Raw genomic sequence first — 12,618 nt, forward strand, 5'->3', positions numbered from 1 at the left:
ATACAGTGATCGGCGCGCGTCGGAGCGCCCCGTGAATTCTTTTGCTCCCATTGTGCCATTACCTCGGGCGTTGCTGGTTCAGCACCACACTCAGGTTACTCGCGCTGTCGCGGCCCGCGAGTGGGGTCCTCGCCACGCGTGAAGGCGTCCCAGGCGTCGATGTCGTCGGAGTGTTCGGTGGTCACCGTCTTTTCATCCGCCGACGCCGCTTTGTTACCCGCCAGTGCCTCACGGTCGTAGCGCTGCCCTGATTTCTTCCGCGCGTTGCGCGCTACCAGCACGAGCCACAGCCCGCACAGGATCAAACCGACCGCGGCAGCGAGGGCGAGCCAAGGAGACACGGTGAGCACGAACTCGCCACCCGTGCCCACGGCTCCGGTCTGGGTGCCGACGGCGCCGCGAGACGCGTTCTCGGGGTCCGCGGTCACGGAGAGCACCGCGAAGATCGCACCGACTCCCGCCAGCGAGACGACCGCACCCACGATGGTTCGCAAGACTCGACCCGCAAGGGTCGAGGCCACGGCGGCCGCGCCCGCGACGAGACCGAGGGCCGTGACGGCCGGAGCGGCGTCGGACCCCGCGACATCAACGGTGATCGGTTGCAGGGTGGTCTCGACCGTGGCATGGATCCACGTGGCGGCTGAAGCGGCGAACAGTCCGATCGCGCACACCAGGGTGGCTAGAACTGCGGGTGCCGTACGACGCAACACTGTGGTCCTTTCTAGTGCTGAAAGTGGGGGCAGGTCAGCGCGAGAGATCGCGCAGCGACTCGGCCACCAGGGCGGCACGCAGGGGTGCGGTCGCCTTGTTCAAGGATTCGAGGGCTTCCGTCTCCGGGTCCGAATCAGCCACGATACCGCCGCCGGCCTGAACGTAGGCCGTGTCATTGACGAGCAACGCGGTGCGGATGGCGATGGCCATGTCCATGTTCCCCGCGAAATCCATGTACCCGACCACGCCGCCGTACACGGCCCTGCGCAGCGGTTCGTACTCGTCGAGCAGCTGCAGGGCGCGCGGTTTGGGCGCGCCGGAGAGCGTGCCCGCGGGGAAGGTCGCGGCGAGCACGTCGTAGGCGGAAACGCCCTCGCGCATCTTGGCCACCACTGTGGAGCACAAGTGCATGATGTGGCTGAAGCGCTCGATCTCCATGAACTCGCTGACGTCCACGGAACCGGGCACGGCTACCTTGGAAAGATCGTTGCGCGCGAGGTCCACGAGCATGAGGTGCTCGGCACGCTCCTTCTCGTCCGCGAGCAGATCATGGCCCAGGGCGACGTCCTCGTCCACGGTGGCCCCGCGGGGACGCGAACCCGCGATCGGGTGCGTCATGGCCTGCCGACCGGTCACGGTGACCAGGGCCTCCGGAGAGGAACCCACGATGGAGTAGGGCCGACCGTCCGCATCTTCGAACGCATACAAGTACATGTACGGGCTGGGGTTGATCCGGCGCAGCGTGCGGTAGACGTCCAGCGCGTCCGCGCGGCATTCGGCCTCGAAGCGCCGTGAGACGACCACCTGGAAGATGTCCCCGTCCACGATGGCCTTCTTGCCGCGGTTGATCGCGTCGATGAACAGCTCGCGATCCCACGACTGTCGGGCCGCGCCCTCGATGTCCGTGATGTCCTGGGCATTGGGGTCCATGACCGAGACCGTGGAACGTTCGAGCGGGGTAGCCAGTCGGTTGACCATCTCCCGCAGCCGAGAGACGGCGTCGTGATAGGCGGCATCCACGTTCTCATCGGTGCCGTTGACGTTTACGGCATTGGCCACCAGCATCACGGTGCCCTCTGTGCTGTCGTGCACGGCCATGTCCGCAACCAGGTTCATGGCCAGCTCGGGCATGTTCAGGTCATCCTCGGGCGGGTTGGGCAGCTTCTCCCAACGGCGCACCGCTTCCCAGCCCACGAAACCGACCATGCCGGAGGTCAACGGCGGTACGCCCTCGAAGGGCTCGGTGTGCAGCAGATCCATGGTGGCGCGCAGTGCCTCCATCGGATCGCCGTCCACCGGCGCACCTGCCGGAGCCTCCCCCAGCCAGTGCGCCTGGCCGTCCTTGGCCGTGAGTGTCGCGAAGGAACGGGCGCCCACGAACGAGTACCGCGACCAGACGCCGCCCTCTGCCGCGGACTCCAACAGGAACGTACCCGGAGCCGGCTTGCCACCGCGCACCACGAGTGAGCGGTACAGACCGATGGGCGTCATGGAATCCGCGAGCACCGTGGTGCGCACGGGAATCACACGGCGCGTGGCGGCGTACTCGCGAAATTCCTGCAAGGTGGGGGTAATGGTGCCGAGCTGTTGCATTTAAACCGCCTGGTGAGCGTTCAGGTCACGATCGTCGAAGCATGTACGCGCGCCCGTGTGGCATGCGGCGCCGGTTTGATCGACCTTGACGAGCAGGGCATCTCCATCGCAATCGAGGCTGACGGAGTGCACCTTTTGAATATGGCCGGAGGTATCACCCTTGCGCCAATATTCCTGGCGCGAACGGGACCAGAACGTGACCCGGCCCTCGGTGAGAGTCCGGTGCAGGGCTTCGTCGTTCATCCAGCCGAGCATGAGCACATCGCCGGTGTCGTACTGCTGGACCACGGCCGCGACGAGTCCGGTGGAGTCCCGCTTGAGACGGCTCGCGACCTGCGGGTCCAGGCGACTGTCGAAAAATTCTTGGGGCGTGTTGTCCACGACGCTCAACTCTTCCGTGCGCATCAACGCACCTCGTACCCTGCTGATCGCAGGGCGTCCTTGACCTCGGCGATTGCACCCACGGGACCGAAGTGGAAGACCGAGGCGGCCAGAACGGCGTCGGCCCCGGCTGCGACCGCGGGCGGGAAGTGCTCGGGGGAACCCGCTCCTCCGGAGGCAATCAGCGGCACGGACACGCGTTCGCGCACCGCGCGAATCATGTCCAGATCGAAGCCCTCGCGGGTGCCGTCCGCGTCCATGGAGTTGAGGAGAATCTCCCCCACTCCGCGTTCCTCGGCCTCCTGACACCAGTCCAGGGCGTCGATGCCGGTGAGCTGTCGGCCACCGTGCGTGGTGACCTCGAAGCCCGACGGCGTATTACCCGTGCGTTTCGCATCGCACGAGAGCACGAGCACCTGATTGCCAAAGCGATTGGTGATCTCGTTGATGACCTCCGGCCGAGCGATGGCCGCAGTGTTGATCGAGGCTTTGTCCGCGCCGGTGCGCAGGAGACGGTCGACGTCCTCCGGGGTACGCACGCCACCACCCACGGTGAGCGGGATGAACACCTGCTCCGCGGTGCGGGAGACCACGTCGAACATCGTGGCGCGGTCACTCGATGAGGCGGTGACGTCCAGGAACGTCAGTTCATCCGCGCCGGCCAGGTTGTACCGAGCGGCGAGTTCCACCGGGTCGCCGGCGTCGCGGAGGTTCTCGAAGTTCACGCCCTTGACCACGCGCCCCGCGTCCACGTCGAGGCACGGGATCACTCGTACGGCCACACCCATAGTGCTGTCCTAACTACTTGCTGAAACGGGTAGCGTACGCGCGTCAAATCCGGGCTGCCTGAATGGGCGAGACGAGGATCGCGCGGGCCCCGGCCTCGTAGAGGGAGTCCATGATCTTGTTGGTGTCGCGTTTGCGCACCATGGCGCGCACGGCCACCGACCCGTCTCGGTCCAGCGGGGAAATGGTGGGGCTCTGCATCCCGGGGGTGATCTTGGTGGCGGCTTCCAACAGATCCTCGGAAATGTCGTAGTCCATCATCACGTACTGGCGAGCGACCAGTACACCGCGCAGTCGACGGCGCAGCACCTCGAGGCCCTCCGGCTCCCCCTGATCCTGACGACGGATCAACAGTGCCTCCGAGCGCATGATGGGCTCGTCAAAAATTTCCAGGCCCGCCGCGCGCAGCGTGTTGCCGGTTTCCACCACATCTGCGATGGCGTCTGCCACGCCCAGGCGGATCGAGGACTCCACGGCACCGTCCAGGCGGACGACCTCAGCGTTGACGCCGTGCTTTTCCAGGTACTTGCTCAGCAGCAGTTCGTAGCTCGTGGCCACTCGCTTGCCCTCGAGTTCCTTGACGGACGCGAATTGTCCCGTGGGCCCGGCCAGGTGGAAGGTCGAGCGAGCAAAATCCAGCCCCAGGTCCTCCATGGCCTCGGCTCCGGAGTCCAGCAGCAGGTCGCGGCCGGTGATCCCCAGGTCCAGGGTGCCACCGCCCACGTAAATGGCGATGTCCCGGGGGCGCAGGTAGAAGAACTCGACGTTGTTCTCGTTGTCGACCAACACCAGCTCGCGGCTGCTGCGCCGCTGCCGGTAACCGGCCTCGGTGAGCATGGTGATGGCGGCTTCGGACAGCGCGCCCTTGTTGGGCACGGCTACTCGCAGCATGGGGTTCCTTTCCAAAGGGCTGGAATGGGGAGGGCCGGAACTGACCGGCACGGGATCACAGGTATTTGTAGACGTCTTCGAGACGCAGGCCCTTGGCCACCATCATGACCTGCAGGTGGTAGAGCAGTTGCGAGATTTCTTCGGCGGCTTGGTCGTCGGTTTCGTATTCGCAGGCCATCCAGACTTCAGCGGCCTCTTCGACGACCTTCTTCCCGATGCCATGGATTCCCGAATCCAATTCTTTGACGGTTCCGGAACCCTCCGGACGGTCAGCGGCTTTTTGGGTGATTTCGGCAAACAGGGCTTCGAAGGTCTTCACCCCTTTAGGGTAATGGTTTCGTGCCCTATCAGTTGAACCGTGGCGCGGGGCCCGCCTCAGACCCCGAGTTCGCGCAGGGTCAGGGCGGTACGCACGGCAGCCTCCGCTGCTTCGTAGCCCTTGTCCTCGCTCGAGCCCTCCAGGCCGGCGCGGTCCAGGCCCTGTTCCTCGGTGTCACATGTGAGCACGCCGAAACCCACGGGCTTGCCGGTGACCACTGAGACGTCGGTCAAACCGGTGGTCGCGGCGGAGCACACGTAGTCGAAGTGGGGCGTTCCGCCGCGGATGACCACGCCGAGGGCCACCACGGCGTCCGCGGTCTCGGCCAGTCGACGCGCCGCCACCGGCAATTCGAAGCTACCGGGCACGCGCACCTCGACCACGTTGCCCACGCGCGCGTCCGTCAGCGCGCGACGGGTGCCGTCCAGCAGTCCGTCCATGATCTGGTCGTGCCAACTGGCCGCGACAACCGCCACGGTGAGGTTTTCGCCGTTGAGTTCGCCGGCGTTGGTGACGGGAGCTCCGTGTCCGCTCATGATTCTTCTCCTGTGCTGGGGTTCGTGGTGTTGAGATTCGTGGTGTCGGTGCTGTGTTTGGTGGCACCGGGTTCAATGGACGCGAGTTCGGTCAGGTGGTGATGCATTCGGTCGCGCTTGGTCAGCAGGTAGCGCAGGTTTTCTTCGCGCGGCGGGACCTCGTGGGGCACCACGGATTCCACGGTGATCCCCAGAGCTTCTAGCTTGCTGACCTTGTCCGGGTTGTTGGTGAGCAGTCGGATCCGCGTCAGGCCCATTTCCTTGAGGATCCGCGCGGCCGCCGTGTAGTCGCGAGCCTCGGCGGGCAGGCCGAGCATCGTGTTGGCCTCGACCGTGTCCGCGCCGCCGTCCTGCAACTTATAGGCGCGCAGCTTGTTGATCAGGCCGATACCGCGGCCCTCGTGATTGCGCAAGTACAGCACCGTTCCGCCATGGTCGGCGATGCGCTCCAGCGCCAGGTGCAGTTGGGGTCCACAGTCACAGCGCCACGAGCCGAACACGTCGCCGGTGATGCATTCGGAGTGCAATCGGACCAGCGGCGGCTTGGCCGCTTCTACCGCGCTCGTGGATGCCGCGCTCAGGGAGACGTGCTCCGCCGCAGCGCGGCCGTTGGGTTCGGGAACCAACCATCCCATCACGGAGAAGGTGCCGAACTCGGTGGGGATGGTCACCGCTTCCGAGTGGTCCAGGGGTCCGGGAGTCGGGCTCATGCGGAGAGGTCCCGGTTGTCCACGGGGGCTTCCGCCGACGACGCCGCTGCCTCACCCGCCGCGCGCTGCTCCAGGTAGTCCACGAGGTCCTCGATGCTGATCATGAACAACCCGTGTCGGTCTGCGAACTCGCGCAGCGCGGGAGCGCGCAACAGTTCACCCTGGTCATCCACGATCTCCGCAATAGCACCCACCGGTTCGCAACCGGCCAGGCGTGCGAGTTCCACGGAGGCCTCGGTGTGGCCGCGGCGCACGCGCACGCCACCGTCCACGGCGCGCAGCGGCAGGATGTGACCGGGCCTGGTCAGTTCGGCCGGGCCGGTGGCGGGATCGGCGAGCAAGCGCGAGGTCAGGGCTCGATCCGCGGCACTGATACCGGTGCTGACGCCCACCCGAGCATCACACGTGACCGTGTAGGCGGTGCCCTTGGAGTCCTCGTTGTGCACGGTCATGGCGGGAAGTGCCAACGCATCGGCTTGTTCGTGAGGCATGGGGATGCAGACGACACCCGAGCTGTGACGAATGGTGAAGCCCATGAGCTGTTGCGTGGCATGTTGCGCCGCGAAGACCAGGTCGCCCTCGTTCTCGCGGTCCTCGTCGTCAACGACCACCACGGCGTGGCCGGCGGCAATCGCCGAAATGGCCGCTGGCACGGGATCCAGGCGCACTCTGGCCGACGCCGCCGGTGCGGCATACGAGGCCAGCCGTTCGGCGTACTTGGCCAACACATCCACCTCGATGTTGACGGTGGACCCTTCGGTGCGGCGACCCAGTGTGGTGGCACGCAGCGTTTCGGGGATCAGCCCCACCTCGAACCACGCTGGGTCCTCGGTCGCGGGGTTCACGGCCGTTACCGTCAGGGACACGCCGTCCACGGCGATGGATCCCTTGACCGCGATGTACTTCGCGAGCTCGGTGGGAACCTGGATGCGTACCGTGTGCCACCCGGTGTGCTCCGTGCGGGAGACCACCGTTCCCACGCCATCCACGTGGCCTTGCACCACGTGGCCGTCCAAACGTTCGCCGGCAACGGTGCAGCGTTCCAGGTTGACGTTCTCGCCCTCGGACAGTTCTCCCAGAGTGGTCAGGCGAAGGGTCTCGCCCATGACGTCGGCGGTGAAACGTCCGGCGCCTGCCTCGGGTGCGGGCACGGCGGTCAGGCACACACCGTTGACCGCCAGAGAACCACCGTGAGGCAGATCCGCGATGATCTGCCCAGCGTCCACGTGCAGCCGTGCGGCGTCCTGGGCGAGTCGCTCAATGCGCTCCACCGTGGCCTGTGCCGCGACAATTCCGGTAAACATGTCCTGCTCCTTCGTACTGAACTACTTCGAGGCCGAGACCGCGGCGGGTCGTAAATGCCACGCGACGTCGTTTCCCAAGGTGCGGACCGACGGCCCGGCCACGGGATCGGAACGCCAGCGAGCGGCGTCGGCGAGGGTCTGTGTCGGCAGGGGTGCCAGTGCGGCTTTCCCATCGCCGAGAATCATGGGGGCTTGGTAGAGCCAGAGCTCGTCCACGAGGTTCGCGGCGAGGAACGCGGCGCTGACCGTGGGACCGCCCTCGACGAGCACGTGGGCGACGCCCAGCGCACCCAACCGGGCGAGGGCTTCGGCGGGATCGTGGGTGTTGAGCCAGACGAAGCGGCCGTCGGACGTCTCGCTGCTGTCCTCGCGCGCAACGACGCCGCGGCGGACCCGGGCGTCGTGGGCCACCGGGGTGCGAGACACGACCGCGCGCAATGGCTGGTGGTCTCGGGGGTTGCCGTGAGCGTCGCGGGCCGTCAGCGTGGGGTTGTCCACGCGGGCTGTCCCGCCGCCCACCAGGATTGCGTCCACGCGGCCGCGGATCTCATGGCCGGCGTCTCGCGCCGCAGGGCCAGTGATCCACTGGCTGGTTCCGTCCGGGGCAGCCACCCTGCCGTCCAGCGACTGGGCGATCTTGAGCGTCACGAACGGGCGGTTCTGGAACTGAGCGTTGAACCACCGGTCATTGAGATCGGCGGCCTGCTCGGCCAACAGCCCGTGACGCACCGAAACCCCGTGATCCGCGAGGAACGCGCCTCCCCCGCTGGCGGCTTCCGTGCCGTCATGAACGGCGAAAATAACGCTGTCGATTCCCGCGTCAAGGATCGCGCCCGTGCAGGGGCCGGTCCGCCCCATGTGGTTGCAAGGTTCCAGGGTGATCACCATGGTCACATGGGCAAGGTCTGTGCCTGCTTCTTTGGCCTTGCGCAGGGCGTCCGCCTCGGCGTGGAGTGTGCCTGCGCCGCTGTGATGACCGGTGTGTAGGATGCGGCCATCTCGGTGGAGCAGGGCCGCACCCACCACGGGGTTGGCGCCACGCACCCCCCGGGCCGCGGCGTCGAGCGCGGCCGTCATGGCCGTGTGCTCGGCGGAGGTGAAGCCGGGGTCCGTTCGTTCCTGTGCCGAGGGGATCATTTCGAGTCGTCCCCCACTTTCAGGTGGAGATCCGGGAATCCGGTCTCGATCGTGGCCTGTTTGCGCTGCTTGGAGTTCACGCGCCACCAGACGAAGAATCCCACCAGTGTGAACGCTCCGTAGAACACGTACATCAGACCGGACGCGTAGTAACCGGCGGAGAACAGTAACGGCACTCCGACCAGGTCCACGGCCACCCAGATCAGCCAGAACTCGACCCAGCCCTTGGCCATGCCGTAGGTCGCCAGCAGTGAACCCATGAAGATCCAGGCATCAGCCCAGACCGGTTCGTAGGAGCCCAGTGCGCGGAAGCCGGGGGTCAGCAGTGCGGTGCCGAACACGAGCGCGGCGATCAGGAGGAAGCGTTGCTTGCCGGTAGCCCAGCGCGGCGTCACGGCCTCTTGGTTGTTACCCCTTGAGCGACGCCACTGCACCCAGCCGTACACCGATACCGCAATGAACATGACTTGGCGGCCGGCTTGGCCGAGCAGGTTGACCGGATTGGGGGTGTCGAACACCGCGCCCAGGAACACGGTCAGCAGAATCAGATTGCCCAGGATGCCCACGGGCCAGGCCCAGATCTTGCGGCGCATGCCGCCGAGTGCGGACAGCAATCCGAACACGTTACCCAGGACTTCACGCCACAGGATGAATCCGTTACCCACCTGCAGTTGCGCGTCGAACAGCCAGCGCAATACGTCCACGGAATATCCTCTCGCCCTGAATCCTTGCAGCTCCGGGGCGGAGATAACGGATCATGCTCATGGGTATGAGCATCGCAACGGCACCCCTGCCAAGGGGTGGCGAGCCGATATCCACGTGTGCCTACCATCCAGACTGTGACTGTCGGTACCGGAATTTCACCGGTTCGGCCGTTCCCGCATCATCGCGTGACTCTGTGCGACGAGCGTTCACGGTTCGCGGACTGTAACCGCCGGTTCGGACTTACACCGACCCCGGAACACGTTGTGATTTGAATTATGCCACGGTGCGCGGGACTCGCACGAAAGTTCGCCCGCGCCAGAGTGCACTCTCGCCGCGGTTCGTCGTGCTCGTACGCTGCTCATAGCGGGCGCTGGCACCGAGGAACACGGGATTCAATCGCGGCATGGAGCACTCGATTCAGCCGTCCTGATGGGCCCTCGCGATTTCGCGCAGAGCGTCGATTGCCGCGGCGGGATCATCCTTGCCGTACACCGCGGAGCCCGCGACGAACGTGTCTGCACCGGCCTCGGCGGCCCGCACAATCGTCTCCTCCGTGACCCCGCCGTCCACCTGTAGCGCCACCGTGCCACCGTGGGCCTTTACAGCCTGGGCCGCTCGGCGGAGCTTGGGCAGCGTCACGTCCAAGAACTTCTGCCCCCCGAAACCGGGTTCCACGGTCATGATGAGCAGCATGTCCAGTTCGGGCAGCAGGTCCAGGTACGGTTCGATAGGCGTGGCCGGACGCACCGCAAGCCCCGCCCTAGACCCTGCTGCCCGCAGTTCACGGGCGAGCTTGATCGGTGCGGCGGCCGCCTCCGCGTGGAACGTCACCGACGCACATCCGGCCTCCGCGTAGGCCGGAGCCCATCGGTCGGGATCCTCAATCATCAGGTGCATGTCCAGGGGGACGGGGCTGACCTTCTGCAAGCTTTCCACCACGGGCAACCCGAGCGTCAGGTTCGGCACGAAGTGGTTGTCCATGACGTCCACGTGGGCGGCATCGGCGTTGGAAATGCGCTGCAGTTCCTCGGCCAGACGGGAGAAGTCTGCGGACAGGATGGACGGGTGGATGGCACAACGGCTCATGGTGTCTCCAGGGGTGTGAGGGTCAGGCGGATTTCCGCACGGCGATCATGAACATGGCGTCGGTTCCGTGCACGTGGGGCCACAGCTGCACGCTGCTGCCACCGTTCGGCCAGTCGAGCTCGGCGGACCGGTCGCCGTCGAGAGCTCCCGGCAGAGCGGCGTCGCGAGCATAGCGAGCCGTGTCCAAGATCTGGGCGTCATCACGGGACTCCACGATGTCCGAGACCACGTCCAGCGTCTCCGCGGTGTGCGGCGAGCAGGTCGCGTAGAGCACCACGCCACCGGGGCGGGTGGAATCCAGCGCGGCGGTTAGGAGCTCCCGCTGCAACGATCCCAGCTCGGCCACGTCCGCGGGGGTGCGGCGCCACCGCGCCTCCGGGCGACGCCGGAGGGCGCCCAGTCCCGTGCACGGCACGTCCACGAGCACGCGGTCGAATCCACCCGGCATCTCCCCGGGGATGTCGCGACCGTCGCCCACGCGGAGGCTCCAGGCCCGTTCCGGCACTGCGGCCAGTGCCTGTTCGACGAGGTCCGCCCGGTGATCGCTGACTTCGTTGGCATACAGCCGGGCGTCCTGTTGATCCGCCAGCGCGGCGAGCAGGGATGCTTTGCCACCGGGGCCGGCACAGAAATCGGCCCACTTCCCGTGGTCGTTCTCGACCGGCACTTCTGCGAGCACGCGGGCCACCAACTGGGAGCCGGCGTCCTGGACGCGCACGGTGCCGTCCCGTGTTCCGGGAATCCGATGCACGTCTCCCCCGGCGCTCTCGGCGCTGTCCGCCACGAGTGTTCCGGGCGTTGCGCCCTCGTCCAGGGCCGCGTCCAGGCTCCCCAGCTCGGGAAGTGCGACCAGGTGCACTCGAGGGGGTGCGTTGTTGGCCTCCAAGAGGTCTTCGATCTCTTCCGGGGATCGTCCGCTCATGCGCAGCGCACGACGCAGCGCACGAACCTCCCACGCGGGATGGGAGTAGCGCACGCCCAGCTTGCGCAGGTCATCCGACTGCTCGGATTCGAGCTGATCGAGCCACTCCTCGGTGCTCTGGCGCGCGACCTTGCGAAGCACCGCATTGACCAGACCCGCCGGGCCCTGACCGATCTCGCCTCGCACCAGACCCACCGTGGCATCGAGGGCCGCGTGGTCCGGAACGCGCATCGCGAGGAGTTGGTGCACTCCCAATCGCAGGGCGTCCAGGACCTGGGGATCCAATTCTTTGAGGGGACGGTCCACGCAGTGTTCGAGAACGGCGTCCCACGTTCCCTGCCGGCGCATCGCACCGTAGGCCAGCTCGGTGGCGAAGGCGGCGTCTCGCTTGTCCAACCGGTTCTTGCGTACGAGTTGGGGCAGCACCAGGTTGCCGTAGGCGTCCTCGCCGTTGACCGCGCGCAACGCTTGATAGGCCGTGAGCCGCGCGGGGTCGGACGAGCGGCGTCGTTGCCCCGGGGCCTGCGCCGAGAATGAACGATCCTTTTGCGCGCGCCGATTGCGCTCGTGTCCCTTGGCGTTGCGGTAACCGCGCTCGCTCATCCGAAGACCACCTGTTCACTGCGTTGCTGACCGCGCGCCCAATCGAGGGCGGCCATGGGTTTCTTGCCGGAGGGCTGCACACGGGTGAGTTCCACCGCGTACGAACCGGTACCCGCATAGACCGCACCGTCCCGCAGTTCCACGTGGCCGGGAGCCATTCCCGTGACCTCAGGCGTGGGGATCACGCGGTCGATTTTCATCCGTTGCCCGTTGTACTCGGTCCAGGCTCCCGGTTCCGGGGTCACACCGCGCACGTGATGGGAGATGGCCACGGCAGGGTGGTTCCAGTCGATCCGTGCCTGGGCGCCGGTCAGTTTGGGGGCTGTGCTGGCCTCTCCCTCTTGGGGAACGGGCTTTGCCTGCCCGGTGGCCACGGCCACCAGGGAATCCGCCAACAAGGACGATCCGCTGTGGGACAACCGCTCCAGCACGGAACCGGCGGTGTCATCGTTGCGGACGGGGTCGGTGAGGGTTCCGACGACGGCGCCCGTGTCCATACCTTCATCCAGCAGGAAGGTAGTCGCGCCCATCATGGTGTCACCGGCCATCAGGGCTCGTTGCACCGGGGCTGCCCCGCGCCACTGCGGCAAGAGCGAAAAGTGCAGATTGATCCATCCGTGTTCGAAGGCATCCAGCACCGGACGCGGCAGCAGCGCGCCGTACGCCACCACGGCCGCAATTTCCGCACCGGTGGCACGCAACTGGTCGACCAGCTCCGCCGTGGCTCGGTTGGCCTTGAGGGTAGGAATGTTCAGCTCGTCGGCTCGTTGTGCAACCGGCGACGGTGTGAGGACCTTCTTCCGGCCCACGGGTGCGTCCTCGCGGGTCAGGACGGCGACGACGTCCACGTCATCGCGGTCAACCAGGGCATCGAGGGGGATCACCGCGGTGGCCGGAGTACCGGCGTAGAGAACTTTGAGACGCTCAGTCATGA

The 12,618-nt window shown here is 66.4% G+C and carries 14 protein-coding genes and 1 riboswitch; all 14 genes read right to left on the reverse strand.

Annotated features, from left to right (window positions below; genetic code table 11):
* Positions 1-95: 95 nt before the first annotated feature.
* The 14 genes from EWV37_RS01070 to fmt all read right to left on the reverse strand — a co-directional run bounded on the left by EWV37_RS01070 (position 96) and on the right by fmt (position 12,616).
* Positions 96-710 (reverse strand): Trp biosynthesis-associated membrane protein, encoded by a 615-nt coding sequence (locus EWV37_RS01070; RefSeq protein WP_129699456.1) that lies wholly within the window; start codon positions 708-710, stop codon positions 96-98.
* A 34-nt stretch (positions 711-744) separates the two neighbouring features.
* Positions 745-2,304 carry an anthranilate synthase component I gene (locus EWV37_RS01075; protein ID WP_129699457.1) on the reverse strand — a complete coding sequence of 520 codons (1,560 nt, stop codon included), beginning with the start codon at positions 2,302-2,304 and terminating at the stop codon, positions 745-747.
* On the reverse strand, positions 2,305-2,709 hold the full coding sequence (gene hisI, locus EWV37_RS01080) for a phosphoribosyl-AMP cyclohydrolase (protein WP_129699458.1): 405 nt from the start codon (positions 2,707-2,709) through the stop codon (positions 2,305-2,307).
* Positions 2,709-3,473, reverse strand: coding sequence for an imidazole glycerol phosphate synthase subunit HisF (gene hisF, locus EWV37_RS01085; RefSeq protein WP_095798151.1), 765 nt, complete (start codon positions 3,471-3,473; stop codon positions 2,709-2,711). The genes hisI and hisF overlap by 1 nt, the downstream gene beginning before the upstream one ends.
* A 43-nt stretch (positions 3,474-3,516) precedes the next feature.
* Complete coding sequence (gene hisG / locus EWV37_RS01090; protein ID WP_095798152.1) at positions 3,517-4,362, reverse strand: ATP phosphoribosyltransferase; 846 nt, start codon at positions 4,360-4,362, stop codon at positions 3,517-3,519.
* Between the two features lie 55 nt (positions 4,363-4,417).
* Positions 4,418-4,681 (reverse strand): phosphoribosyl-ATP diphosphatase, encoded by a 264-nt coding sequence (locus EWV37_RS01095; RefSeq protein ID WP_095798153.1) that lies wholly within the window; start codon positions 4,679-4,681, stop codon positions 4,418-4,420.
* A gap of 56 nt (positions 4,682-4,737) precedes the next feature.
* Complete coding sequence (gene ribH, locus EWV37_RS01100) at positions 4,738-5,217, reverse strand: 6,7-dimethyl-8-ribityllumazine synthase (RefSeq protein ID WP_095798154.1); 480 nt, start codon at positions 5,215-5,217, stop codon at positions 4,738-4,740.
* Positions 5,214-5,927 carry a GTP cyclohydrolase II gene (ribA, locus tag EWV37_RS01105; protein WP_095798155.1) on the reverse strand — a complete coding sequence of 238 codons (714 nt, stop codon included), beginning with the start codon at positions 5,925-5,927 and terminating at the stop codon, positions 5,214-5,216. Before ribA ends, ribH begins: the two co-directional genes overlap by 4 nt.
* Positions 5,924-7,231 carry a 3,4-dihydroxy-2-butanone-4-phosphate synthase gene (gene ribB / locus EWV37_RS01110; protein WP_095798156.1) on the reverse strand — a complete coding sequence of 436 codons (1,308 nt, stop codon included), beginning with the start codon at positions 7,229-7,231 and terminating at the stop codon, positions 5,924-5,926. The genes ribA and ribB overlap by 4 nt, the downstream gene beginning before the upstream one ends.
* Positions 7,232-7,252: 21 nt before the next feature.
* A complete protein-coding gene (ribD, locus tag EWV37_RS01115) occupies positions 7,253-8,368 on the reverse strand; it encodes a bifunctional diaminohydroxyphosphoribosylaminopyrimidine deaminase/5-amino-6-(5-phosphoribosylamino)uracil reductase RibD (RefSeq protein WP_238662981.1) in 1,116 nt (371 codons plus the stop codon).
* On the reverse strand, positions 8,365-9,072 hold the full coding sequence (gene pnuC, locus EWV37_RS01120; protein ID WP_129699459.1) for a nicotinamide riboside transporter PnuC: 708 nt from the start codon (positions 9,070-9,072) through the stop codon (positions 8,365-8,367). Before pnuC ends, ribD begins: the two co-directional genes overlap by 4 nt.
* A 112-nt stretch (positions 9,073-9,184) precedes the next feature.
* Positions 9,185-9,336: riboswitch (FMN riboswitch) on the reverse strand.
* Positions 9,337-9,490: 154 nt separating this feature from the next.
* On the reverse strand, positions 9,491-10,159 hold the full coding sequence (gene rpe / locus EWV37_RS01125) for a ribulose-phosphate 3-epimerase (protein WP_129699460.1): 669 nt from the start codon (positions 10,157-10,159) through the stop codon (positions 9,491-9,493).
* A 22-nt stretch (positions 10,160-10,181) separates the two neighbouring features.
* The gene (locus EWV37_RS01130) at positions 10,182-11,684 is read right to left on the reverse strand and encodes an RsmB/NOP family class I SAM-dependent RNA methyltransferase (protein WP_095798159.1); all 1,503 of its coding nucleotides are present in this window, start codon (positions 11,682-11,684) and stop codon (positions 10,182-10,184) included.
* Positions 11,681-12,616, reverse strand: coding sequence for a methionyl-tRNA formyltransferase (gene fmt, locus EWV37_RS01135; RefSeq protein WP_095798160.1), 936 nt, complete (start codon positions 12,614-12,616; stop codon positions 11,681-11,683). Before fmt ends, EWV37_RS01130 begins: the two co-directional genes overlap by 4 nt.
* Between the last annotated feature and the right edge of the window lie 2 nt (positions 12,617-12,618).

Source organism: Kocuria carniphila (assembly GCF_004136555.1).
GTDB classification, from domain to species: Bacteria; Actinomycetota; Actinomycetes; order Actinomycetales; family Micrococcaceae; genus Kocuria; species Kocuria carniphila.